Annotated in this window: 18 protein-coding genes and 1 pseudogene; 13 read left to right on the plus strand and 6 right to left on the minus strand. The window is 55.4% G+C overall.

Annotated features, from left to right (window positions below; translation table 11 throughout):
- Positions 1 to 3: 3 nt before the first annotated feature.
- Complete coding sequence (gene argC, locus EL098_RS21815; RefSeq protein ID WP_126358063.1) at positions 4 to 1,008, minus strand: N-acetyl-gamma-glutamyl-phosphate reductase; 1,005 nt, start codon at positions 1,006 to 1,008, stop codon at positions 4 to 6.
- Between the two features lie 186 nt (positions 1,009 to 1,194).
- Between argC and argE the strand changes: the two genes are divergently transcribed.
- The 3 genes from argE to EL098_RS21830 all read left to right on the plus strand — a co-directional run bounded on the left by argE (position 1,195) and on the right by EL098_RS21830 (position 7,300).
- The gene (gene argE / locus EL098_RS21820) at positions 1,195 to 2,346 is read left to right on the plus strand and encodes an acetylornithine deacetylase (protein WP_126358064.1); all 1,152 of its coding nucleotides are present in this window, start codon (positions 1,195 to 1,197) and stop codon (positions 2,344 to 2,346) included.
- 235 nt (positions 2,347 to 2,581) lie between these two features.
- On the plus strand, positions 2,582 to 5,233 hold the full coding sequence (gene ppc / locus EL098_RS21825) for a phosphoenolpyruvate carboxylase (protein WP_126358065.1): 2,652 nt from the start codon (positions 2,582 to 2,584) through the stop codon (positions 5,231 to 5,233).
- 333 nt (positions 5,234 to 5,566) lie between these two features.
- Positions 5,567 to 7,300, plus strand: coding sequence for a phosphoethanolamine transferase CptA (locus EL098_RS21830; protein ID WP_126358066.1), 1,734 nt, complete (start codon positions 5,567 to 5,569; stop codon positions 7,298 to 7,300).
- Between the two features lie 65 nt (positions 7,301 to 7,365).
- Here the strand turns inward: EL098_RS21830 and metF are convergent, their stop codons facing one another.
- The 3 genes from metF to metB form a co-directional block, all read right to left on the minus strand.
- Positions 7,366 to 8,256, minus strand: a complete 891-nt coding sequence (gene metF, locus EL098_RS21835) for a methylenetetrahydrofolate reductase (protein WP_126358067.1) — start codon at positions 8,254 to 8,256, stop codon at positions 7,366 to 7,368.
- A 226-nt stretch (positions 8,257 to 8,482) separates the two neighbouring features.
- Positions 8,483 to 10,915 (minus strand): bifunctional aspartate kinase/homoserine dehydrogenase II, encoded by a 2,433-nt coding sequence (locus tag EL098_RS21840; RefSeq protein ID WP_126358068.1) that lies wholly within the window; start codon positions 10,913 to 10,915, stop codon positions 8,483 to 8,485.
- A 2-nt stretch (positions 10,916 to 10,917) separates the two neighbouring features.
- Complete coding sequence (gene metB / locus EL098_RS21845; protein ID WP_126358069.1) at positions 10,918 to 12,078, minus strand: cystathionine gamma-synthase; 1,161 nt, start codon at positions 12,076 to 12,078, stop codon at positions 10,918 to 10,920.
- A gap of 276 nt (positions 12,079 to 12,354) precedes the next feature.
- Between metB and metJ the strand changes: the two are divergent.
- A pseudogene (metJ, locus tag EL098_RS21850) lies at positions 12,355 to 12,673 on the plus strand (met regulon transcriptional regulator MetJ).
- A gap of 105 nt (positions 12,674 to 12,778) precedes the next feature.
- Here the strand turns inward: metJ and rpmE are convergent.
- Positions 12,779 to 12,994, minus strand: coding sequence for a 50S ribosomal protein L31 (gene rpmE / locus EL098_RS21855; protein ID WP_008457552.1), 216 nt, complete (start codon positions 12,992 to 12,994; stop codon positions 12,779 to 12,781).
- A 206-nt stretch (positions 12,995 to 13,200) separates the two neighbouring features.
- Between rpmE and priA the strand changes: the two genes are divergently transcribed.
- The 7 genes from priA (at position 13,201) to rraA (ending at position 21,276) form a co-directional block, all read left to right on the plus strand.
- On the plus strand, positions 13,201 to 15,399 hold the full coding sequence (gene priA, locus EL098_RS21860; protein ID WP_126358070.1) for a primosomal protein N': 2,199 nt from the start codon (positions 13,201 to 13,203) through the stop codon (positions 15,397 to 15,399).
- A gap of 161 nt (positions 15,400 to 15,560) precedes the next feature.
- Positions 15,561 to 16,595, plus strand: a complete 1,035-nt coding sequence (gene cytR, locus EL098_RS21865; RefSeq protein WP_126358071.1) for a DNA-binding transcriptional regulator CytR — start codon at positions 15,561 to 15,563, stop codon at positions 16,593 to 16,595.
- 89 nt (positions 16,596 to 16,684) lie between these two features.
- Positions 16,685 to 17,725 (plus strand): cell division protein FtsN, encoded by a 1,041-nt coding sequence (ftsN, locus tag EL098_RS21875; RefSeq protein ID WP_126358074.1) that lies wholly within the window; start codon positions 16,685 to 16,687, stop codon positions 17,723 to 17,725.
- Positions 17,726 to 17,815: 90 nt separating this feature from the next.
- Positions 17,816 to 18,346 (plus strand): ATP-dependent protease subunit HslV, encoded by a 531-nt coding sequence (gene hslV / locus EL098_RS21880; protein ID WP_014172194.1) that lies wholly within the window; start codon positions 17,816 to 17,818, stop codon positions 18,344 to 18,346.
- Positions 18,347 to 18,355: 9 nt separating this feature from the next.
- Positions 18,356 to 19,690, plus strand: a complete 1,335-nt coding sequence (gene hslU / locus EL098_RS21885; protein ID WP_126358075.1) for an HslU--HslV peptidase ATPase subunit — start codon at positions 18,356 to 18,358, stop codon at positions 19,688 to 19,690.
- Positions 19,691 to 19,768: 78 nt separating this feature from the next.
- Positions 19,769 to 20,695: a 1,4-dihydroxy-2-naphthoate polyprenyltransferase gene (gene menA, locus EL098_RS21890; protein WP_126358077.1), complete on the plus strand. Its 927-nt coding sequence runs from the start codon at positions 19,769 to 19,771 to the stop codon at positions 20,693 to 20,695.
- A 95-nt stretch (positions 20,696 to 20,790) separates the two neighbouring features.
- The gene (rraA, locus tag EL098_RS21895; RefSeq protein WP_008457535.1) at positions 20,791 to 21,276 is read left to right on the plus strand and encodes a ribonuclease E activity regulator RraA; all 486 of its coding nucleotides are present in this window, start codon (positions 20,791 to 20,793) and stop codon (positions 21,274 to 21,276) included.
- A gap of 66 nt (positions 21,277 to 21,342) precedes the next feature.
- Here the strand turns inward: rraA and zapB are convergent, their stop codons facing one another.
- Positions 21,343 to 21,582, minus strand: coding sequence for a septal ring assembly protein ZapB (zapB, locus tag EL098_RS21900; protein ID WP_008457532.1), 240 nt, complete (start codon positions 21,580 to 21,582; stop codon positions 21,343 to 21,345).
- 436 nt (positions 21,583 to 22,018) lie between these two features.
- Here zapB and EL098_RS21905 point away from each other — a divergent pair, with 436 nt between their 5' ends.
- Together EL098_RS21905 and glpK are read left to right on the plus strand one after the other, a co-directional pair.
- Positions 22,019 to 22,873 (plus strand): MIP/aquaporin family protein, encoded by an 855-nt coding sequence (locus EL098_RS21905; protein WP_016538925.1) that lies wholly within the window; start codon positions 22,019 to 22,021, stop codon positions 22,871 to 22,873.
- A 21-nt stretch (positions 22,874 to 22,894) separates the two neighbouring features.
- Complete coding sequence (gene glpK, locus EL098_RS21910) at positions 22,895 to 24,409, plus strand: glycerol kinase GlpK (protein ID WP_126358079.1); 1,515 nt, start codon at positions 22,895 to 22,897, stop codon at positions 24,407 to 24,409.
- Positions 24,410 to 24,421 lie beyond the last annotated feature (12 nt).

Here is a 24,421-nt window from a genome sequence, read left to right on the forward strand (position 1 = left end):
CGGTTAAATAAGGGACTGCGTTTCGGCGAAGCCAAAACGAATATTAAGGCACTGGACTGCCTGCGCCGCGGCACCTTTCAGCAGGTTATCCTCGGTGGCAACAACAATCAGGTGCTCATCCTGCACGGCAAAGCCGATGTCGCAGAACGGCAGGCCGACAACGTTTTTCAGCGCCGGAACGCCTTTTTCATAGAGGCGAACCAGCGGCTTTTCACCGTAGGCCTGAGTAAACGTCTCAGCGATTTTCTGCTGCGTGACGCCTGCTTTCAGGCGACAGGTAATGGTCGCCAGGATGCCGCGCGGGAAATTGCCGAGGTGCGGAGTGAAAATAACCGACGCGCCAAGATGGGTCGCAATTTCAGGCTGATGGCGATGGTTAAATACGCCATACGGCTGCAGGCTGACTTCGCAGAAGCTGCTGGAAATCGCTGCTTTGCGCCCGGCGCCGCTTACGCCGCTGGTGGCGTTGATCACCGGCCACTGGTTCAAATCCAGCAGATCGGCGTCGATCAGCGGCTTCAGCGCCAGCTGGGATGCGGTTGGATAGCAGCCCGGCACCGCAATTAAATTGCTCTCTTTCAGCTTATCGCCCTGCCACTCCGCCAGGCCGTAAACCGCCTTCTCCAGCAGTTCAGGATGCTGATGAGTAAAACCGTAATAGCGTTCATAAAACGCCGGATCGTTAACGCGAAACGCGCCGGAGAGATCGATAACCACGCAGCCGGCAGCAAGAAAATGCGGGGCCAAGTCATGGCTGACTTCGTGGGCGGTGGCGAGAAACACCACGTCCACGTCTTTGCTAAACTCGCTGATGTCGGACATCGCCTGCAGCGGGAGATCGACAATGCCCTTTAATTGAGGATGCAAATCAGATAACAATTTTCCTGCATCTGAACTTTGCGCTGAAACCGTCAAAGCGGTTATGTTCATATCAGGATGGCGATTCAAATAGCTCACAAGCTCTGCGCCTGCATAACCGCTTGCACCCACAATCAGCGTATTCAACATCTGGGTCGTTCACCTTGTCTTTTCGGTCTGCTCAGAGTGCCAGCCAAAAGCTTTCACCCACGTCCGTTAGCGTGGTTTTTTATTCACCGGAACGCTTAACTGTTCCTTTACGCTCAACGTTATTGTATTTTTATTCACAATTACTGCATGAATATTGATACTATCCTAACCTAAGGCCTGTCAACAGTGAAGATGAAATTACCGCCTTTTATCGAGATCTACCGCGCCCTGATCGCGACACCTTCCATCAGCGCTACCGACAGCGCGCTGGATCAGAGCAATGAGTCTTTAATCAATTTACTGGCGGGCTGGTTCCGCGACCTCGGTTTTAACGTCGAAATTCAGCCTGTACCCGGAACACGCAATAAATTCAATATGCTGGCAAGCAGTGGCCAGGGGGCTGGCGGTCTGCTGCTGGCCGGGCACACCGATACCGTGCCATTTGACGATGGCCGCTGGACGCGCGATCCCTTTACCCTGACCGAGCATGACAACAAGCTGTACGGGCTGGGCACCGCCGATATGAAAGGTTTCTTCGCGTTTATTCTGGATGCGCTGCGCGACGTGGATGTGACAACCCTGAAAAAGCCGCTCTATATTCTGGCCACCGCCGACGAAGAGACGACGATGGCAGGCGCCCGCTATTTCTCTGAAACGACCACCTTGCGCCCGGACTGCGCCATCATCGGCGAGCCAACCTCTTTACAGCCGGTACGCGCGCACAAAGGTCACTTGTCGAACGCCATCCGCATCCTCGGGCAGTCCGGCCACTCGAGCGATCCTGCTCGTGGCGTGAACGCGATTGAGCTGATGCATGATGCGATTGGCCATATCCTTACGCTGCGTAACACCCTGAAGGATCGCTACCACCACGATGCCTTCACCGTGCCGTATCCGACCCTGAACCTGGGCCATATCAACGGCGGCGACGCCGCAAACCGCATTTGTGCATGTTGCGAACTTCACATGGACATTCGTCCGCTTCCGGGCATGACATTAAACGATCTGAACGGTTTACTGACCGAAGCACTAGAGCCGGTGAGCCAGCGATGGCCTGGCCGAGTGACAATTTCGGAGCTGCATCCGCCTATTCCGGGCTACGAATGCCCGCCGGACCACCAGCTCGTTCAGGTCGTCGAGAAACTGTTAAGCGCGCAAACGGAAGTGGTGAACTACTGCACCGAAGCGCCGTTTATCCAGACCGTCTGTCCAACGCTGGTCCTTGGCCCCGGCTCCATTAACCAGGCACACCAGCCGGATGAATACATCGATACCCGCTTTATTAAGCCCACCCGGGAATTAATTACCCAGGTGGTTCATCATTTTTGCTGGCATTAATAAATCGCGGTGAAAGGGGGTTTTACCCCCTTTTTTCTCTGGATTTGTCGCTATTCTTATAAGAAATGCTTATGAGCGAAGTTGGTAATTAAATTTCATAAATTCGCGTCATTTTCTCGTTTGCTGAAACGATTTCGTAGCAATTGACGAATGGTTGATGACGTGGCTTTATAAAAGGCGGTGTTGAACCTTCACGGGTGAAATTAAGTTACATTATAGATTGGGCTGGAGTCATATGAACGAACGCTATTCTGCTTTGCGAAGTAATGTCAGCATGCTCGGAAAACTGCTCGGAGATACCATCAAAGATGCGCTGGGAGAAAATATCCTCGACCGCGTAGAAACGATCCGAAAGTTATCTAAGTCCTCCCGCGCCGGTAATGAAGCCAATCGTCAGGAGCTGCTGAGCACGCTGCAGAACCTCTCAAATGATGAACTGCTCCCCGTCGCCCGCGCCTTTAGCCAGTTTCTTAATCTCGCCAACACCGCCGAGCAGTACCACAGCATCTCAGCGACGGGCGAAGCGGCCAGCAACCCCGAAGTTATCGCTAAGACCCTGCAAAAATTAAAAAATCAGCCAGGCATCAGCGAAGCGGACATTCGGGCAGCCGTGGAGTCCCTCTCTCTGGAGCTGGTGCTCACCGCTCACCCTACGGAAATCACCCGCCGCACCCTGATTCACAAGCTGGTCGAAGTCAACAGCTGCCTTAAGCAGCTCGACCACAGCGACCTGGCCGATTACGAGCGCAATCAGATTATGCGCCGCCTGCGCCAGCTGGTCGCTCAGGCCTGGCATACCGACGAAATTCGTAAGCATCGCCCTTCTCCCGTCGACGAAGCTAAATGGGGCTTTGCGGTGGTAGAAAACAGCCTCTGGGAAGGCGTGCCTAACTACCTGCGCGAACTTAACGAACAGCTTGAAGAGAATCTGAATTACAAACTGCCGGTCGATTTCGTCCCGGTACGCTTCACCTCCTGGATGGGCGGTGACCGCGACGGTAACCCAAACGTCACTTCCGAGATTACTCGTCACGTCCTGCTGCTCAGCCGCTGGAAGGCTACTGACCTGTTCCTGCGCGATATCGCGGTACTGGTTTCTGAACTGTCGATGGTGGAATGTACGGCTGAACTGAGCGAGCTGGCAGGGCCGGATGCCGGTCAGGAACCTTATCGCCACATCATGAAAGGTCTTCGCCAGCAGCTGCTCGCCACTCAGGCATGGCTTGAAGCCCGCCTGAAAGGCCAGCACCTGCCGAAGCCGGAAGGTTTGCTCATTCAAAACGAGCAGCTTTGGGATCCGCTCTATGCCTGTTATCAGTCCCTGCAGGCCTGCGGGATGGGTATTATCGCCAATGGTCAGCTGTTGGATACCCTGCGCCGCGTGAAGTGTTTCGGCGTGCCGCTGGTGCGGATCGATATTCGCCAGGAAAGTACCCGCCATAGCGAAGCGCTGGGTGAAATGACCCGCTACATTGGGATCGGTGATTATGAAAGCTGGTCAGAGGCAGATAAACAGGCCTTCCTGATCCGCGAGCTAAACTCCAAACGCCCTCTGCTGCCTCGCCAGTGGGAGCCAAGCGAAGAAACCCGCGAAGTGCTGGAAACCTGTAAAGTGGTGGCCGAAGCCCCGCGCGGTTCTATTGCTGCCTACGTTATTTCGATGGCAAAAACGCCGTCAGACGTGCTTGCCGTTCACCTGTTGCTGAAAGAAGCTGGCTGTACTTTCGCGCTGCCAGTTGCGCCGCTGTTTGAAACCCTCGACGACCTGAATAATGCCGACGACGTGATGACCCAGCTGCTGAACATCGACTGGTACCGCGGCTTTATCCAGGGCAAACAGATGGTGATGATTGGCTATTCCGACTCAGCGAAAGACGCTGGCGTAATGGCCGCATCCTGGGCGCAGTACGAAGCTCAGGATGCCCTGATCAAAACCTGCGAGAAAGCCGGGATCGCCCTGACGCTGTTCCACGGGCGCGGCGGCTCCATCGGCCGTGGCGGTGCGCCTGCACACGCTGCTCTGCTTTCACAGCCACCAGGAAGCCTGAAGGGCGGCCTGCGCGTCACCGAGCAGGGCGAAATGATCCGCTTTAAATACGGCCTGCCGGAAATCACCATCAGCAGCCTGTCGCTTTACACCAGCGCCATTCTTGAAGCTAACCTCCTGCCGCCGCCGGAACCGAAGCAAGAGTGGATCCAGATTATGAATTCACTCTCCGCAACCTCTTGCGAAATGTACCGCGGCTATATCCGTGAAAATAAAGATTTTGTGCCGTATTTCCGTTCTGCAACGCCAGAGCTGGAATTAGGCAAGCTGCCGTTGGGTTCTCGCCCGGCAAAACGCCGTCCAAACGGCGGGGTCGAGTCGCTGCGTGCCATTCCGTGGATCTTCGCCTGGACCCAAAACCGCCTGATGCTGCCGGCGTGGCTGGGTGCAGGCGCCGCGTTGCAAAAAGTGGTGGAGGAAGGGAAACAGAGCGAACTGGAGGCGATGTGTCGCGACTGGCCGTTCTTCTCTACGCGTCTCGGCATGCTGGAGATGGTATTCGCTAAAGCAGACCTTTGGCTGGCGGAATACTACGATCAGCGCCTGGTGAAGCCCGAACTGTGGAAGCTGGGTAAACAGCTGCGTGACCAGCTGGAAGCCGACATTAAAGTGGTGTTAGACATCGCTAACGACGCCCATCTGATGGAAGATTTGCCGTGGATCGCCGAGTCTATCACCCTGCGTAACATCTACACCGATCCGCTGAACGTCCTGCAGGCCGAGCTGCTGCACCGCTCGCGTCAGTCGGAAGAGAAAGGTGAAGAGCCGGATGCCCGCGTAGAACAAGCCCTGATGGTCACCATCGCCGGCGTTGCTGCCGGGATGCGTAATACCGGCTAACGGCTGGTAAGCGACATTCAAACCCCGCTGAGGCGGGGTTTTTTATTGCGGCCCGATCGCAAGGCTCATCATCACTGTCCTTTGTCTTAACGTCTTATTCTTCTTAAATAAAAAGACAACGAAAGTCTTTAAGTCCCGCCCGCGTCAATCGTAATGGAACAAGGCTGAAATTCCGCTGTCATTATTTCGACACATTTCCTATATTGTGCGCAAAAGTCATCCAGCAGTGGGTGACTTTTTTCGTCGATAAAAGCCACCGTAGCGTCCACAACTAAGGCTTACTTAAGGTTTTCTCATTACGGTTAATGATAATTTTTTAGCACAGGCAAGAGAATGAACTTCACATCTAACCAGGCTGAACGCAAGTTCAGCTTAAAAGCCCTTGGATGGGTTTTGCTCTACTTTTGGTATTTTTCCTCGGTTCTGCAGATTGCCATATTAACGTCGGGATACAGCGGTACCACCGGGCTTCGTGATTCCCTTCTGTTCAGCTCCCTGTGGTTTATTCCGGTCTTTCTCTTTCCGCAGCGCACGCGCCTCATTGCGGCCATTATCGGCATAGTCCTCTGGGCGGCCTCGATTGCGGCGCTGGGCTATTACGTGGTTTACGGGCAGGAGTTCTCGCAAAGCGTCCTGTTTGTGATGTTCGAAACCAACGCCAGCGAGGCCAGCGAATACCTGAGCCAGTACTTCAGCCTGAAGCTGCTGCTCATTACACTTGCCTACACGCTGGTAGCGATTTTCCTGTGGAGTCGCCTGCGCCCGGTATACATTCCAAACCCATGGCGCTGGCTGGTGTCCTTTGCCATTTTGTTCGGCCTGGTGCTTAACCCGGTTGGTAAAGAGTGGCTCATCAACAAACGCAGCATCGGCGATTCGTTCTCAAGCATTTCTTCGCGCCTTGAGCCCGCTGCACCGTGGCAGTTTATCGTCGCCTATACCGAATACCGCCAGCAGCTGGACAGCCTGAACAGCATGCTCAGCTCCAATAACGCCCTGCCTCCTCTGGCTAACCTGAAAGATGCCTCCGGGACTGCTCCGCGCACCTTAGTGCTGGTTATCGGCGAATCGACACAGCGTGGCCGCATGAGCCTTTACGGCTACCACCGTAAGACTACGCCAGAGCTGGATGAGCTGCAGAAGACCGATCCGCAAATGACGGTATTCAATAACGTCGTCACTTCGCGTCCTTACACCATTGAAATTTTGCAGCAGGCGCTGACGTTTGCAGACGAGAAGGAGCCGGACCTCTATCTGACGAAGCCTTCGCTGATGAACCTGATGAAGCAGGCCGGTTATAAGACATTCTGGATCACCAATCAGCAGACAATGACCGAACGCAACACCATGCTGACGGTGTTCTCGAAGCAGACCGACAAGCAATATTATATGAACCAGCAGCGCACTCAGAGCGCACGCGAGTATGACACCAACGTGCTGGCGCCATTTAAAGAGGTGCTGGCAGACCCTGCGCCCAGGAAGTTCATTATCGTACATCTGCTGGGTACGCATATTCGCTATGACTTCCGCTACCCGGAAAACTGGGGCAAGTTTGACGGTAAAACCGATGATTTACCTGCAGGTCTAAGCAAAGATCAGCAAGAAGCCTACAACAGCTACGATAACGCCAACCTGTTCAACGACCACGTGGTTTCCACGCTGATTAAAGACTACAAGGCCAGCGATCCTAACGGCTTCCTGCTCTATTTCTCTGACCACGGGGAAGAGGTCTACGACACACCGCCGCACCAGACCCAGGGGCGTAACGAAAGCAGCCCAACGCGCCATATGTACACCATACCGTTCATCCTCTGGACTTCACCGGCCTGGCAGCAGGAGCACCCGCGTGACTTCTCCGGGGATGTAAACCGCAAGTACAGCAGCTCGGAACTGATTCATACCTGGTCCGATTTGGCCGGTTTAACCTACGACGGTTATGATGCAGCACGTGCCGTCACCAGCCCGCAGTTTGTTGAAGCCACGCGCTGGATCGGTAACCCGTATCAGAAAGATGCCCTGAAGGATTACGACACTCTCCCCTACGGTGAGCAAACAGGTAATCAGTAACCCTTTTAGTTCATAATGCAAAAAGCCCCGCTCATTTTGAGCGGGGCTTTTTATTCGCGCCTGACTTACTGCGCGGGACGCACGCCTAAGGTATGGCAAATCGCGTAACTCATCTCTGCGCGGTTAAGCGTGTAGAAATGGAAATCCTTAACCCCTTCACGGCTTAAAATCTTCACCATATCCATGGCGATATTGGCCCCAACCAGCTGCCGGGTTTCCGCGTCGTTATCTAACCCTTCAAACATTTGCGCCATCCACGACGGGATACGCACGTTGGTCATGTCGGCAAATTTCTTCGCCTGCCTGAAGTTAGAAACCGGCAGGATACCGGGAATAATCTCGACATCAATCCCGGTAGCCGCGCAGCGATCGCGGAAACGAAGATAGCTTTCGACATCGAAGAAGAATTGAGTAATCGCACGATTAGCACCAGCTTCGATTTTACGACGCAGGTTGAGTAAATCCGCCTGGGCGCTTTTGGCTTCAGGGTGTACTTCCGGGTAAGCGGCAACGGAAATATCAAAGTCACCCACCTCCTTCAGCAAAGTCACCAGGTCGGCAGCATACATATCCGGTTTACCGCTGTCAGGCGGCAGATCGCCGCGCAGCGCAACAATATGGCGGATGCCGTTGTTCCAGTAGTCCTGCGCAATCGCGCGTAGCTCATCTGGGGTAGCGTCAACACAGGTCAGGTGCGGGGCTGCCTCCAGACCGGTGCGGTCTTTAATACCTTTGATAATGCTGTGGGTGCGGTCACGCTCGCCAGAGTTTGCGCCATAGGTGACGGAGACGAACTTAGGCTTCAGGATGCTCAGCCTGTCGATGGATTTCCACAGGGTCTGTTCCATTTCACTGGTACGCGGCGGGAAAAACTCAAAGGAAACGTTAATATGCCCGGCGACTTCGGCCAGACTCTGGTTCAGCGCTTCCCGCTGGTTGGCGTGAAAAAAGCTCATACCCTTACCTCATCAATCGCATCGTTATCGTGTGGTGTTTATCGCTACCCAGACGTTTAGACGTCCAGATGGAAAGATGACGGAAAACCCCCGAGACGTCAATAAAAATATCACCACAAAAAGTGGAGGAATTCTCACGCAACGTGAATTTTTTTCAGGACAGTAGAAAGGAGGGGAGCAGGAAAACGCACTCTCTCCCGGGCGGAAGAGAGTGCGGAAAAGAGAGCTACAGCAGCTGTGCCAGGCGGTTCAGATCGGACTGAATAGCCCCGGCCGTCACGTCACGGCCGGCACCCGGTCCGCGAATCACCAGCGGGTTATCACGGTACCAGCGGCTTTCTATCGCAAAGACGTTATCGCACGGGAGTAATGCGGCAAGCGGATGCTCTGCACGCACGGCCTCAACCCCAACGCGCGCCTTGCCGTTGGCATCAAAACGCGCCACGTAACGCAGCACCAGCCCCATTTCCTGTGCGGCCTCCAGCCGCTGAAGCATTTGCTCGTTCAGCTCATCGCCATTTTCGAAGAAATGATCAATCGAGCCGCCTTCACAGCCCGGAGGCACCAGAGACTCCACACGCACCTGATCCGGCTCAATGTCATAACCCGCTTCGCGGGCAAGGATCACCAGCTTACGCATCACGTCTTTGCCAGAAAGGTCAACGCGGGGATCGGGCTCGGTCAGCCCCTGCTGCCAGGCCTGATCGACCAGCTCGGTGAACGGTACCGTGCCGTCAAACTGCAGGAACAGCCACGAGAGCGTACCGGAGAAAATACCGCTAATCGCCAGAATAGCGTCACCGCTATCGCGCAGGTCACGCACCGTGTGGTTAACCGGCAGCCCGGCGCCCACGGTCGCGTTGTACAGCCAGTGGCGCCCCGTTTTCTCGAACGCATCACGAATCTGGCGGTACTTATGGCCATTTCCTGCCCCTGCCAGCTTGTTGGCGCTGATCACGTGGAAACCATGGCTGGCGAAGTCGAGATACTGATCCGCAAGCTGCTCGCTGGCGGTCACGTCCAGCACCACTAAATCATCATAAGGGTGGGCACGCATCCACAGGAACAGCGACTCTTCATCCTGCTGGACGGCCTCATCATTGAAGAAGGCCAGCGCACGGCTGGCATCAAGGCCTTCATAGTTCAGCAGGCTACGGCTGCTATCGACCACGCCGGCCAGCACAAACTCAAAGCCGGTACGGGCAGAGAGAATCTCCTGCTCACGGGCAAAGAGCTCAAGCCAGCGGGAGCCGATATTGCCTTTTCCAAACAGCATCAGGCCAATGCGCTTTTCGGCACGAAACAGCGATTTGTGCAGCCCCTGGATCAGGCTCTCCGTTGGGCCCACGCGCAGGACGGCCACAAGGCTGATGCCGTCTTCCGACTGCCAGATAAACTCAACGGGATGATCTTTTAGCTGCTGCCAGAAGCGGTGGCTGTGCAGCGGGTTACGGCAGACGCCCGCCCCGACCATTGCCACCAGCGCAAGCCCTTCACGCAGGCGTAGCTCTCCCTGCATGCCGGCTTCCTGGAGCATAAGCAGCACGCTACTTGCAACCTCCGAGGTGTAGCAAAGCTGCAGCAGATTACGATCCGGATGAACGCCAATCGACAGCGGACGCACCTGGCCACGCTTGAGGATCAGATCCAACTCTTTTTGCGCCAGCTTGAAGTCCTGATGCGACGGTACCTGATACTCAATCAGGCAGACATCGTCGTGACTGGTCACAATACGTGCCCCGGTACCGGAGGCCAGCACACGCTCAATTCGCGTGGAGCCCTGCTCTGGCGAATAGCTACAGCGGAGCTGAAGGTCAATATCGCTGCCGGATACGGGTTGTAAGGTACGGGCGTGCAGAACCGGCGCGGCCAGACGAGCCAGTTCGCTGGCTTCATCGAGGCGCAGCAGCGGCAGCAGGCAGGCATCTTTAACCTTACGCGGGTCTGCACTGTAAACCCCGGCAACGTCACTCCAGATAGTCACACGAGAAACCCCAGCCAGCGCGCCTATTTGCGTAGCCGAGTAGTCGGAACCGTTACGGCCCAGCAGCACGGTTTCACCCGCCTCGTTGCTGCAGATGAAGCCGGTCACGACCAGACGTTTATTGGGATGTTGAGCAAGCAGGTTTTGCAGCAGCGGCCAGGAACGACCTTCATCAACCTGCGGCTGAGCCGCACGTTCGGCACGCATAAAATCGCGGGCGTCCAGCCATGCGGCTTCAACGCCCTGATGATTCAGCACAGCAGACATCAGACGCGCCGACCAAATCTCGCCATGCCCAACGACTTCGGCATAAACTGCATCGGTCATTTTGCCGTCCAGCAGGCCGGCAAGGCGTTCAAGGTCGCGGATAAAATCAGCTATCAGGCCATCGGCCCTCTCCGGCGGCAGCAGGCCACCAATAAGGTCACTCTGATAGCGGCGCAGCGTTTGCTGCACCTGATGGGCGGAAAGTCTGTCACTCTGGCTCAATTTGAGCCAGTTTATCAACTGGTTAGTGGTACTCCCGGCGGCCGAAACCACCATCATGTCACCCGGTCTGGAATACTCGGTCATGATACCCGCCACGCGCAGGTAACATTTCACATCGGCAAGACTGCTGCCGCCAAACTTGTGCAGTTGACGAACCGGCGTCCCTGCTGGTGCTGAAACACTCATGCTTACCCCTCGGCAGCGACCCGGAAGGCATTTTCCAGATCGGCAATTAAATCTTCACTATCTTCTATACCTGTTGAAACACGTAGCAGCGTCTCAGAAATACCGGCGGCGGCACGCGCCTCCGGAGCCATGCCCGCATGGGTCATGGTAGCGGCGTGAGAAATCAAACTTTCAACGCCCCCCAGCGATTCCGCCAGGGTAAATAGCGACAGCGCACCCAGGAAACGACGCAGGGTTTGCTCGTCGCCGTCCAGCTCAAAACTCAGCATCGCGCCAAAACCTTTTTGCTGGCGCGCGGCAATTTCGTGGCCCTGGTTTTCCGGCAGTGAAGGATGATACAGCTTTTTCACCAACGGTTGCTGTTTGAGGAACGCCACAATCGCCTGAGCATTGCGCTGAGCCACTTCCATTCGCGGCGACAGGGTGCGCAGGCCGCGCAGCAGCAGATAGCTGTCAAATGCGCTGCCGGTGACGCCAATATTATTTGCCCACCATGCCAGCTCGGTGACGGTCGCCGGATCCTTCGCAATCACCACACCCGCCACCACGTCCGAGTGGCCGTTGAGGTATTTGGTGCAAGAGTGCAGGACCAGGTCAGCCCCCAGCGCCAGCGGATTTTGCAGCGCCGGGCTCAGGAAGGTGTTGTCGACAACGCTAATCGCCCCGGCCTCACGCGCAGCAGAGCAGATTTTCGCAATATCCACGACGCGCAACAATGGGTTACTCGGACTTTCTACCAGTACCAGCTTAGGTTTTTCTGCCAGAGCAGATTTTAAAGCTTCTTCATCGTTCTGATCGACGAATAAAACGCGATAGGCCCCACGTTTGGCAAGACTATCGAACAGGCGATAGCTACCGCCATAGCAGTCGTGAGGCGCTACCAGCAGGTCGCCAGGCTTCAGGAAAACGGTGGTCACCAGGTGGATCGCCGACATCCCGGTATTGGTCAACACCGCGCCCGCACCGCCTTCCAGCTCCGCCAGCGCACGCTGCACAACATCACGCGTGGGGTTACCGCGCCGCGAATAGTCATGGGCGCGCGGCTCGTTGAAGCCGGTAAAGTTATAGGTGCTGGACAGGTGGATAGGTGGAACGACGCAGCCGTACTGCTCGTCATCATTTAAACCGCTACGAACTGCTATGGTTGCCTGTTTACGCGTCATGGTGTTCCCGATCCTTGCTGGTCGAATAAAAGTCAGGCCTCAGAGTAAACAACCGCAGTATAGACGTCAATACATCTGGACATCTAAACCTCTTTGCGTATAGATTGAGCAAAAGGCAAATAGCCGTTAAAATTATACGTTTTAGAGTGTATGTGTCTGAGTTTCGCGCTCAGGAAAGGGTTATCCTACGCTGTACACTAAAAGAGATAATCGTCAACGCCGTGGATTCACCCGGCTTTGGCACATTTTCATAGATTAAGAGGATTAAGGTATCTCATGGCTGAATGGAGCGGCGAATATATCAGCCCCTACGCTGAGCACGGCAAGAAGAGTGAACAAGTAAAGAAAATTACGGTTTCCATTCCTCTGAAAGTGTTGAAGATCCTCACTGACGAGCGCACGCGTCGCCAGGTGAATAACCTGCGTCACGCAACCAACAGTGAACTGCTGTGCGAAGCTTTTTCTGCACGCGTTCACCGGCCAACCGCTGCCGAACGATGCTGACCTGCGTAAAGAACGCAGCGATGAGATTCCGGAAGATGCCAAGGTCATCATGCGTGAGCTGGGGATCGATCCGGATACGTGGGAATATTAAAACTTGCGGTTAAGGCGTCTGCGGGCGCCTTTTCTGATTGCTTGAGCGGATAACGGACACAAAAAAGGCGCCTTCAGGCGCCTTTCTCTTTCCAGAGTGCGAAACTTATTTTTTCGCGCCTGGTACGCTGAAGCGCTTGTTGAAGCGATCAACACGGCCGCCGGTAGCAACATCACGCTGTTTACCAGTGTAGAACGGGTGGCACTGACCACATACGTCCAGGTTCAGATCGTGACCTACGGTGGAGCGGATCTTGATAACATTACCGCAAGAGCAGTTTGCAGTAATTTCTTCGTATTTAGGATGGATATCTTTTTTCATGGTAAACCTCGGTAAAGGCCGCGTCGCTCTTCCAGCCCTAACGCCAGACACCACGCGATGTTAATAATTAGGTTTTTTCGATACCAAAACTGCGCATCAAAGGCGGCGAATCATACAGAGATTAAGTCGCCGGTGCAAACTGATCCGCATTTTTGCCGGCACACAGTGTACACTAATACGTCATTTTTTTCAGCCTGGATGCTTTCATGCCCGTAGCCCACGTCGCTCTGCCGGTTCCGCTGGCCCGTACTTTCGACTACCTGCTTCCTGATGGCATGCAGGTCAGCGCAGGCTGCCGCGTGCAGGTGCCCTTCGGCAAACAGCGCGAGGCCGTCGGCATCGTCATGGCGGTCAGCGATAAAAGCGATCTGCCTCCTGAAAAGCTAAAGCCCGTTGCCGATGTGCTCGACGGACGCTCGCTTTTCACGCCTTCGCTATGGCGAGTCCTGCTTTGGGCGGCAGAGTATTACCACCATCCGATTGGCGAAGTGCTCTTTCACGCCCTGCCGATTCTTCTGCGTCAGGGAAAGCCCGCGCACCCAGCCCCGCTCTGGTACTGGTTTGCCACAGAAGAAGGCAAAGCCGTCGACCTGAACAGCATGAAGCGAGCACCCAAGCAGCAGCAGGCGCTTGCCGCACTACGCCACAATATTATCTGGCGCCATCAAATTAGTGAGCTGGAGATCAGCGAGCCGGGGTTACAGGCGCTGAGAACCAAAGGCCTGTGCGATTTAAAAAGCGCAGCGCCTGCGGAAGAAGACTGGCGGACGGGTTATTCGGTTGCCGGTGAACGACTGAGGCTGAATACCGAGCAGGCGACCGCCGTAGGAGCCATCCACAGCGAATCAGACCACTTTTCCGCCTGGCTGCTCGCCGGCATCACCGGCTCAGGGAAAACTGAAGTTTACCTCAGCGTCCTTGAGAACGTGCTGGCCCAGGGGAAGCAGGCTCTGGTGCTGGTGCCGGAGATTGGCCTGACGCCGCAAACCATCGCCCGCTTCCGCGAGCGCTTTAACGCGCCGGTTGAGGTTCTGCATTCCGGGCTAAACGATAGCGAAAGGCTCAGCGTCTGGCTAAAAGCACGCAGCGGTGAGGCGGCCATCGTCATTGGCACACGTTCTTCCCTGTTTACGCCGTTCTGCCGCCTGGGAGTCATCGTCATCGATGAAGAACATGACAGCTCCTATAAGCAGCAGGAAGGCTGGCGCTACCACGCACGCGACTTAGCCGTCTACCGGGCTCATGCTGAAAACATCCCGATTATCCTCGGTTCGGCAACGCCAGCGCTGGAAACTCTGCATAACGTGCAGGCTGGTAAATACCGTCAATTGCGCCTGACCAAACGCGCCGGAAACGCGCGTCCGGCCCATCAGCAGGTTGTGGATCTCAAAGGGCAACAGCTCAAGGCAGGATTAGCCCCTGCGCTGATTAAAAAGATCGGCGAACACCTCGCGGCCGATAATCAGGTGATTTTGTTCCTGAATCGCCGCGGTTTTGCACCTGCGCTGCTCTGCCACGAATGCGGCTGGATTGCGGAATGCGCACGGTGCGATCACTATTACACGCTGCACCAGGGCCAGCGCCACCTGCGTTGTCACCATTGCGACAGCCAGAGAGCTATCCCGCAGCAGTGTCCGCAATGCGGCTCCACGCATCTGGTGCCGGTTGGTATGGGCACCGAACAGCTTGAGCATAGCCTTGAGCCCCTGTTTCCGAACGTCCCGATTTCACGCATCGACCGGGACACCACCAGCCGTAAAGGTGCGCTGGAGCAGCAGCTGGCCGAGGTTCACCGCGGCGGGGCGCGCATTCTTATTGGCACTCAAATGCTGGCGAAAGGGCACCACTTCCCGGACGTCACGCTGGTGGCGCTGCTGGATGTCGACGGCGCCCTCTTCTCCGCCGACTTCCGCGCCGCAGAGCGTTTTGCTCAGCTGTATGTTCAGGTCTCGGGTCGGGCCGGACGAGCCGGTAAGCAGGGCGAAGTGCTGTTGCAAACCCACCATCCCGAGCATCCTCTATTGCAAACGCTGCTGACCAAAGGTTACGACGCGTTTTCCAGCCAGGCACTCAGCGAGCGCAATACGGTGTTTTTGCCGCCGTACACCAGCCATGTGTTGTTCCGTGCCGAAGATCAGAACAACCACCAGGCTCCGCTGTTTTTACAGCAGCTGCGGAATCTGCTGGAGGCAAGCCCGCTGCGCGATGAACAGCTCTGGATCATGGGACCTGTCCCGTCGCTGCAGCCCAAACGCGGCGGTCGTTTTCGCTGGCAAATCTTGCTGCAGCATCCGTCCCGGCCTCGACTGCAGAAGCTGGTCAGCCACTCGCTCACGCTGATTAATACGCTGCCCGAAGCCCGTAAAGTGAAGTGGATGCTGGATGTCGACCCTATCGACGGGTAGTACAAGCGGGCTGGTAATGCGAAGCGGATCGAAAAATCTAATACTCATCACATTTCTTATGAAAAATTTGTAACCGCTTTCAGCCAAGTTCTGCTAAGAATGTGAAGACTGTCAGACGCACGGGAGTGTTGACGATAGCGGCGTGCATGTGAGGAGAAGAAGTGAAGCCGAAGAAACCGGTGGTGAATGCCACCATGAAAGATGTCGCCGTGCAGGCAAACGTGTCTACTGCAACGGTATCCCGCGCCTTAATGAACCCGGACAAAGTGTCACAAAGCACCCGTAATCGCGTGGAACAGGCGGCGATGGAAGTGGGCTATTTGCCTCACTCTCTGGGTCGTAACATCAAGCGCAGCGAATCACGCACTATTCTGGTCATCGTGCCTGATATCTGCGATCCGTTTTTCAGCGAAATCATCCGCGGGATTGAAGTGACCGCAGCCTCACAGGGCTATCTGGTACTGATTGGCGACTGCGCCCATCAAAATCAGCAGGAAAAAACCTTCATCGACCTGATCATCACCAAACAGATTGATGGCATGCTGCTGCTTGGCTCACGCTTGCCGTTTGACGCCAGCAAAGAAGAGCAGCGCAACCTGCCGCCGATGGTGATGGCAAACGAATTTGCGCCCGAGCTGGAGCTGCCAACGGTACATATCGACAACCTGACCGCCGCTTTTAACGCCGTTTACTATCTGCAGGAGCTTGGCCATAAGCGCATCGCCTGTATCGCCGGGCCAGAAGAGATGCCGCTTTGCCATTACCGCCTGCAGGGCTACGTTCAGGCACTGCGCCGCAACGGCATCGTCGTCGATCCTCACTATATTGCACGCGGTGATTTTACCTACGAAGCCGGCGCCGCCGCTCTGGCGCAGCTTATAGCGCTGCCCGAGCCGCCAACCGCCATTTTTTGCCACAGCGATGTGATGGCGCTGGGCGCTCTGTCTCAGGCAAAGCGGAGCGGACTGAAAGTCCCGGAAGAGTTGTCCATCATGGGCTTCGACGACATCGCGCTGTCGCAATTCTGTGACCCGCCCCTCACCACGGTCGCACAGCCTCGTTTTGATATTGGCAGGGAGGCTATGCTGCTATTGCTGGACAACATTAACGGCCAAAACGTTAGCAGTGGTTCTCGCCTGCTGGACTGCGATCTTATTGAGCGAGGCAGTACCGCCGCTCCCGGCAGCAGAAAATGAGCCGTTTTTAAGACTGCATAAACTGGTCAAAGCCCCGCCCCTTAAGTAACATGGCGGACTGATAAACGAATAAAGACAGCGAAACGATAGTGGCACAACGAGATTATGTAAGCCGCGGGCAGTCGGCAGGGACGCGGCGCAAAAAAAGTACATCCCGCAAAAAGCAACGTAGTCTGCCCTCCGTCTCCCCGACGATGGTAGCTATTGCGGCCGCGGTCGTGGTGGCTTTTGTCGGCGCTCTTTACTTTATTACCCATCATAAAAAAGAAGAGATAGACGTACTTCCCGGCCACAAGGTGACCGGAAATGGCCTGCCGCCTAAACCGGAAGAGCGCTGGCGCTACATTAAAGAGCTGGAAAACCGCCAGCCTGGCGTACGTGCGCCTACTGAACCAACCGCCGGCGGCGAAGTCATGAATCAGAGCCAGCTCACCAACGAACAGCGCCAGCTGCTTGAGCAAATGCAGGCGGATATGCGCCAGCAGCCAACGCAGCTGAATGAAGTGCCATGGAACGAGCAAACCCCGGCCCAGCGCCAGCAAACGCTGCAGCGCCAGAAGCAAATTGTTCAGCAAACGCAGCCTGCGCAACAGCAGCAGTGGAATACTCAAACGCAGCAGCCTCGCGTTCAGCAGCGCGTAGCGGAGCAACCCTACCAGCAGCCGCGCAACACGCAGCAGGCAACGCAGCCATATCAGCAGCCAAAAGCCGTGCAGCCGCAGCCGAAAACCTCAACGGCGAACAATCAGCAGCCTTACCAGGATCTGCTGCAGACGCCGCCGCACAGCCAGCAAAAAGCGCCTCAGCAAAGCAAGCCGGCTCAGCGAGAAGCGCAGCCTGCCCCTATTACGCGTGAGCAGGAAGTTGCTAAACAGGCACCGGCAAGCCAGGAGAAGAAGGACGAAAAACGCTGGATGGTGCAGTGTGGCTCGTTCAAAGGCAGCGAGCAGGCGGAGACTGTTCGTGCTCAGCTGGCATTTGAAGGCTTTGACTCCCGAATTACCACCAATAACGGCTGGAACCGCGTCGTCATTGGCCCAATCAAAGGCAAAGACAACGCAGACGGCACCATCAACCGCCTGAAGATGGCTGGACATACCAGCTGTATTCGTCTTGCCACCGGGGGTTGAAACCCCAAAATTGCCCCCCATTTATAATGGCATTAGGCCCTGCGCACCGCGCAGGGCTCCTGTTTAGCTGAAGCAAAAAGGGGTCCGCTCGTGACAACAATAGTAAGTGTACGTCGTAACGGCCATGTCGTGATTGCCGGCGATGGCCAGGCCACGCTGGGTAATACCGTCATGAAAGGCAACGTCAAAAAAGTACGTCGTCTGTACAACGATAAAGTGATCGCTGGTTTTGCAGGCGGCACGGCGGATGCCTTCACGCTGTTCGAACTGTTTGAACGCAAGCTGGAAATGCACCAGGGCCATCTGGTGAAAGCCGCCGTTGAGCTGGCGAAAGACTGGCGTACCGACCGCATGCTGCGCAAGCTCGAAGCGCTGCTGGCCGTGGCCGATGAAACCGCCTCGCTGATTATCACCGGTAACGGCGACGTCATTCAGCCAGAAAACGACCTGATTGCCATCGGCTCTGGCGGCCCGTACGCCCAGGCTGCAGCCCGCGCTCTGTTGGAAAACACCGACATGAACGCGCGCGATATCGCCGTGAAAGCGTTGGATATTGCAGGTGATATCTGCATCTATACCAACCACAACCACACCATCGAAGAATTACCGTCTAAAGCGTAAGGATCTCCCATGTCTGAAATGACCCCACGCGAAATTGTCAGCGAGCTGAATAAGCATATTATCGGCCAGGACAACGCTAAGCGCTCCGTCGCTATCGCCTTACGTAACCGCTGGCGCCGCATGCAGCTTGACGAAGAGCTGCGTCATGAAGTGACCCCAAAAAACATTCTGATGATCGGCCCGACCGGTGTCGGTAAAACCGAGATCGCCCGCCGCCTGGCCAAACTGGCTAATGCGCCGTTCATCAAAGTTGAAGCCACTAAGTTCACGGAAGTCGGCTATGTCGGTAAAGAAGTGGACTCTATCATCCGCGATCTGACCGATGCTGCAATCAAAATGGTCCGCGTCCAGGCTATCGAGAAAAATCGCTATCGCGCCGAAGAGATGGCCGAAGAGCGTATTCTCGACGTACTGATCCCGCCGGCAAAGAATAACTGGGGCCAGTCAGAAGCTCAGCAGGAGCCTTCTGCGGCACGCCAGTCGTTTCGCAAGAAATTGCGCGAAGGCCAGCTGGATGACAAAGAGATCGAAATCGATCTCGCCGCTGCGCCAATGGGCGTAGAAATCATGGCGCCTCCGGGCATGGAAGAGATGACCAGCCAGCTGCAGTCCATGTTCCAGAACCTGGGCGGTCAGAAACAGAAAGCGCGTAAGCTGAAAATCAAAGACGCGATGAAGCTGTTGGTGGAAGAAGAAGCCGCCAAACTGGTGAACCCGGAAGAGCTGAAGCAGGACGCCATCGACGCGGTTGAGCAGCACGGCATCGTGTTTATCGACGAAATCGACAAAATTTGTAAGCGCGGTGGCAACAGCTCCGGCCCGGACGTATCCCGCGAAGGCGTGCAGCGCGACCTGCTGCCTCTGGTAGAAGGCTGTACCGTATCGACTAAACACGGAATGGTGAAAACTGACCACATCCTGTTTATCGCTTCAGGCGCTTTCCAGGTTGCCAGCCCGTCTGACCTGATCCCTGAGCTGCAGGGTCGTCTGCCTATTCGCGTTGAGCTGCAGGCGCTGACCACCGAAGATTTTGAACGTATCCTCACTGAACCGAACGCTTCTGCCACCGTACAGTACAAAGCGTTGATGGCGACCGAGGGCGTGAACCTCGAGTTCACCGACGACGGTATCAAACGGATAGCACAGGCCGCATGGCAGGTGAACGAAACCACCGAGAACATCGGCGCGCGTCGTCTGCACACCGTGCTGGAACGCCTGGTGGAAGATATCTCTTATGATGCGAGCGACCTTAACGGCCAAAGTATTACCATTGACGCAGAATATGTGAGTAAACATTTGGATGCGTTAGTGGCAGATGAAGATCTGAGCCGTTTTATCTTATAATCCGGCTAACGCATTTTCTTCATTTGAAATGGAGGGCTTATGCCCTCCATTTTTTTTATCTAAGTTGGCGACCAAATAATGAGCAATTCGCAACCTACAAGTGTCACCCAGGCCTGGCTGGAAAGCCTTCGCCCACGCACGCTGCCTCTGGCGTTTGCTTCGATTGTCTGCGGCTCAGCCCTGACTTACTGGCAAGGCGTCTTTGACCCCGCCGTGGCGCTGCTAGCACTGTTGACCGCCGGACTTCTGCAAATCCTGTCAAACCTCGCCAATGACTATGGCGATGCGGTCAAAGGCAGCGACAAAGAAGATCGCATCGGGCCGCTGCGAGGAATGCAAAAAGGGATAATTACCCAGGCACAGATGAAGCGTGCGCTGGTCATCACGGTCGTACTGATTTGCCTCTCCGGCCTGTCGCTGGTCGCCCTTGCCTGCCATACCTTTGCCGATTTTATGGGCTTTTTACTGCTCGGTATCCTCTCTATTGTCGCCGCCATTACCTACACGGTCGGCACTCGTCCGTATGGCTATATGGGCCTGGGCGATATTTCGGTGCTGGTGTTCTTCGGCTGGATCAGCGTGGCAGGCACCTGGTATTTACAGGCACACTCGCTGGCTTATCTGGTCATTCTGCCCGCAACCGCCTGTGGCCTGCTTGCCACCGCGGTGCTGAATATCAATAACCTGCGTGATATCGATAGCGACCGTGAAAACGGTAAAAGCACGCTCGCCGTGCGCCTTGGGCCCGTCATTGCCCGCCGCTATCACGCCGGGCTGCTCGTCGGCTCTTTGGTCTGTCTCGCGTTGTTTAATCTCATCTGGCTCAAGAGCCTGTGGGGATGGCTTTTTGTTCTGGCTGCGCCGCTTTTGCTCAAACAAGCTGCCTACGTGATACGCGAGCAGGATCCTGTTGCAATGCGCCCGATGCTGGAACGCACCGTAAAAGCCGCGTTGCTGACTAACTTGCTGTTTGCGGTAGGCGTTGTGCTCACCGCCGTCTTCTGATGGCTGACAAATATCAATTAACAATTGATGATTTTGCCAACAGTTAACAGAACGCGATATACTGACAGCTCCTGCAGCAAATGAACCTAAATCCTATGAAATACGATACTTCTGAACTTTGTGACATCTACCAGGAAGAGGTCAACGTCGTCGAGCCGTTGTTCTCCAACTTTGGTGGCCGCTCGTCATTCGGTGGGCAAATCATCACGGTGAAATGTTTCGAGGACAACGGGTTGCTGTACGATCTGCTCGAAGAGAATGGCCGTGGGCGCGTGCTGTTGGTTGACGGCGGCGGTTCGGTACGTCGCGCGCTGATTGATGCCGAACTGGCTCGTCTTGCGCTGCAAAACGAGTGGGAAGGCATTGTGGTTTACGGCGCGGTACGCCAGGTGGACGATCTGGAAGAGCTGGATATCGGCATTCAGGCGATAGCGGCGATTCCGGCAGGCTCTGCGGGCGAAGGCATTGGCGAAAGCGATGTGCGCGTCAACTTTGGCGGCGTCACCTTCTTCTCCGGCGACCATCTGTATGCCGACAACACCGGCATTATTCTCTCTGAAGATCCGCTGGATATCGAGTAAACCCGGCGGATAGAAAGTAAAACGGGCGCCTGAGGCGCCCGTTTTTGTTGGCAGAGGAAGCAGTAATTATACTTCTTCCATTTTGCCCAGCAGCGCGTGCAAACGCTCCTGCCAGACGTGCTGTTGTTCTTTCAGGCTGCTGTTTTCACGCACCAGCTCTTCATGGTTGCTCTGTGCCTGCTGTACTTCCTGAGCCAGACCGTTATTTTTTTCTTTCAGCTCTTCGATTTCCATCTGTAACAACGTAATCGTGTCAACCGCCTGCTGAACTTTTGCTTCCAGTTTCTCAAACACTTCAAATGACATTTCGAACTCTCCTGAATGGCAAGGCGTTGATGGATGGCTATCCTCGTCCCGATTCTTCGGCGACGCCTTTATGAACGTATGCGCAACACGTAGCGTAACTCGATTGTAAGTAGCCCGGATGCCCGTGTCCAGCGGCTTACCGCCGTCTTTGCGTAACATGACGTTTTTCGGTCTATGCCGAAAAGTTATCTTCACCTTCTGGCCGATATTGTTAAAAATCGCCTTTGTAAAACGCCTTATTCTTCCCGCTTTCTCCCGAAGCAGTGCTCACTTTTTAGCGCGAAAACGCTCATTTTCTTGACGCACCACGCACATTTTAAGTTCGATATTTCTCGTTTTTGCTCGTTAACGATAAATTAACACCATGCCTACATGGCATAACGATGGCAAGGACGCTTGACAACAATAATCATCAATTTGCCTTCAGGACCCCACTATGAGTCAGACCGCTACAACAACCTTAAAAGGCCAGTGCATCGCCGAATTCATGGGTACCGCGTTGTTGATCTTCTTCGGTGTGGGATGTGTTGCTGCATTGAAAGTGGCCGGCGCCACCTTCGGGCAGTGGGAAATCAGTATCATCTGGGGTTTAGGGGTGGCGATGGCTATCTATATGACCGCAGGGGTTTCCGGCGCACATCTTAACCCGGCGGTGACGATCGCACTCTGGCTGTTCGCTTGTTTTGACGGACGCAAAGTCGTGCCGTTTATTATTTCACAGTTCCTTGGCGCGTTCTGCGCCGCCGCGTTGGTTTATGGCTTATATTACAATCTGTTCTTCGACTACGAGCAAACGCATCATATGGTGCGCGGCAGCGTAGAAAGCCTGGATTTAGCAGGTATCTTCTCCACCTATCCGAATCCACATATTAACTTTGTGCAGGCCTTTGCCGTAGAAATGGTGATTACCGCTATCCTGATGGGCGTCATTCTGGCACTGACCGATGACGGCAACGGCGTGCCGCGTGGCCCACTGGCTCCTCTGCTGATTGGTTTGCTGATCGCGGTGATCGGCGCATCCATGGGGCCGCTGACCGGGTTTGCGATGAACCCGGCTCGTGACCTGGGGCCGAAGACCTTTGCGTGGTTAGCAGGCTGGGGCGACGTCGCCTTCACCGGCGGGAAAGACATTCCTTACTTCCTGGTACCGCTGTTTGCACCTATCGTCGGCGCTTCCCTCGGCGCATTCGGCTACCGTAAATTGATTGGTCGCCACCTGCCATGCGACGTCTGCGTTGTCGAAGAAGACAAGCCGGACAGCAAAGCGACCACTCAGCAAAAAGCACTGTAATACTGACTTCAGGACATGATTATGACTACAGAAAAAAAATACATCGTCGCTCTCGACCAGGGAACAACCAGCTCGCGCGCCGTTGTCCTGGATCATGACGCCAATATCATCAGCGTTGCACAGCGTGAATTTGAGCAAATCTATCCTAAGCCAGGCTGGGTAGAGCACGACCCGATGGAAATCTGGGCTACCCAAAGCTCCACGCTGGTAGAGGTGCTGGCGAAAGCGGACATTAACTCCGACGAAATTGCGGCCATCGGCATCACCAACCAGCGTGAAACCACCGTGGTGTGGGAGCGCGAAACCGGTAAGCCTATCTACAATGCTATCGTCTGGCAGTGCCGCCGTACCGCCGATATCTGCGAGGAGCTGAAGCGCAACGGCATGGAAGAATATGTGCGTCACAACACCGGCCTGGTGGTAGACCCGTACTTCTCCGGTACCAAAGTAAAATGGATCCTCGACCACGTTGAGGGTTCACGCGAGCGTGCTCGTCGCGGCGAACTGCTGTTCGGCACCGTGGACACCTGGCTTATCTGGAAGATGACCCAGGGACGTGTACACGTGACCGACTACACCAACGCCTCCCGTACCATGCTGTTTAACATTCACGAGCTGGACTGGGACGACCGCATGCTGGAAGCGCTGGATATTCCTCGCGCCATGCTGCCGGAAGTTCGTAAATCTTCCGAAGTCTATGGCCAGACCAACATCGGCGGTAAAGGCGGCACGCGTATTCCTATCTCGGGTATCGCCGGTGACCAGCAGGCGGCGCTCTTTGGCCAGCTGTGCGTGAAAGAAGGGATGGCGAAGAACACCTACGGTACCGGCTGCTTTATGCTGATGAACACCGGTGAGAAGGCCGTTACCTCAACCAATGGCCTGCTGACAACCATCGCCTGTGGCCCGAAAGGCGAAGTCAACTACGCGCTGGAAGGTGCGGTGTTTATGGCTGGCGCATCCATCCAGTGGCTGCGTGACGAAATGAAGCTGATTGGCGATGCGTTCGACTCCGAGTACTTTGCCAACAAAGTGAAAGATACCAACGGCGTCTACGTTGTGCCTGCGTTCACCGGCCTCGGCGCCCCTTACTGGGATCCGTATGCACGTGGTGCCATCTTCGGCCTGACCCGCGGCGTGAACTCGAATCACATCATTCGCGCTACGCTGGAGTCTATCGCCTACCAGACGCGTGATGTGCTGGAAGCAATGCAGGCCGACTCCGGTATTCGCCTGCATGCGCTGCGCGTGGACGGCGGCGCGGTTGCCAACAACTTCCTGATGCAGTTCCAGTCCGATATCCTGGGCACCCGCGTTGAACGCCCTGAAGTTCGCGAAGTGACCGCTCTGGGCGCGGCTTACCTGGCAGGTCTGGCCGTAGGCTTCTGGCAGAACCTCGATGAGCTGCAGGAGAAATCCGTCATCGAAAAAGAGTTCCGTCCGGGCATCGAAACTACCGAACGTAATTATCGCTACGCTGGCTGGCAAAAGGCGGTTAAACGCGCCCTTGCCTGGGAAGACCACGAAGAGAAGTAATCGCTACAGGGC

Origin of the sequence: Cedecea lapagei, from assembly GCF_900635955.1 — a bacterium.
Taxonomy (GTDB): Bacteria; Pseudomonadota; Gammaproteobacteria; order Enterobacterales; family Enterobacteriaceae; genus Cedecea; species Cedecea lapagei.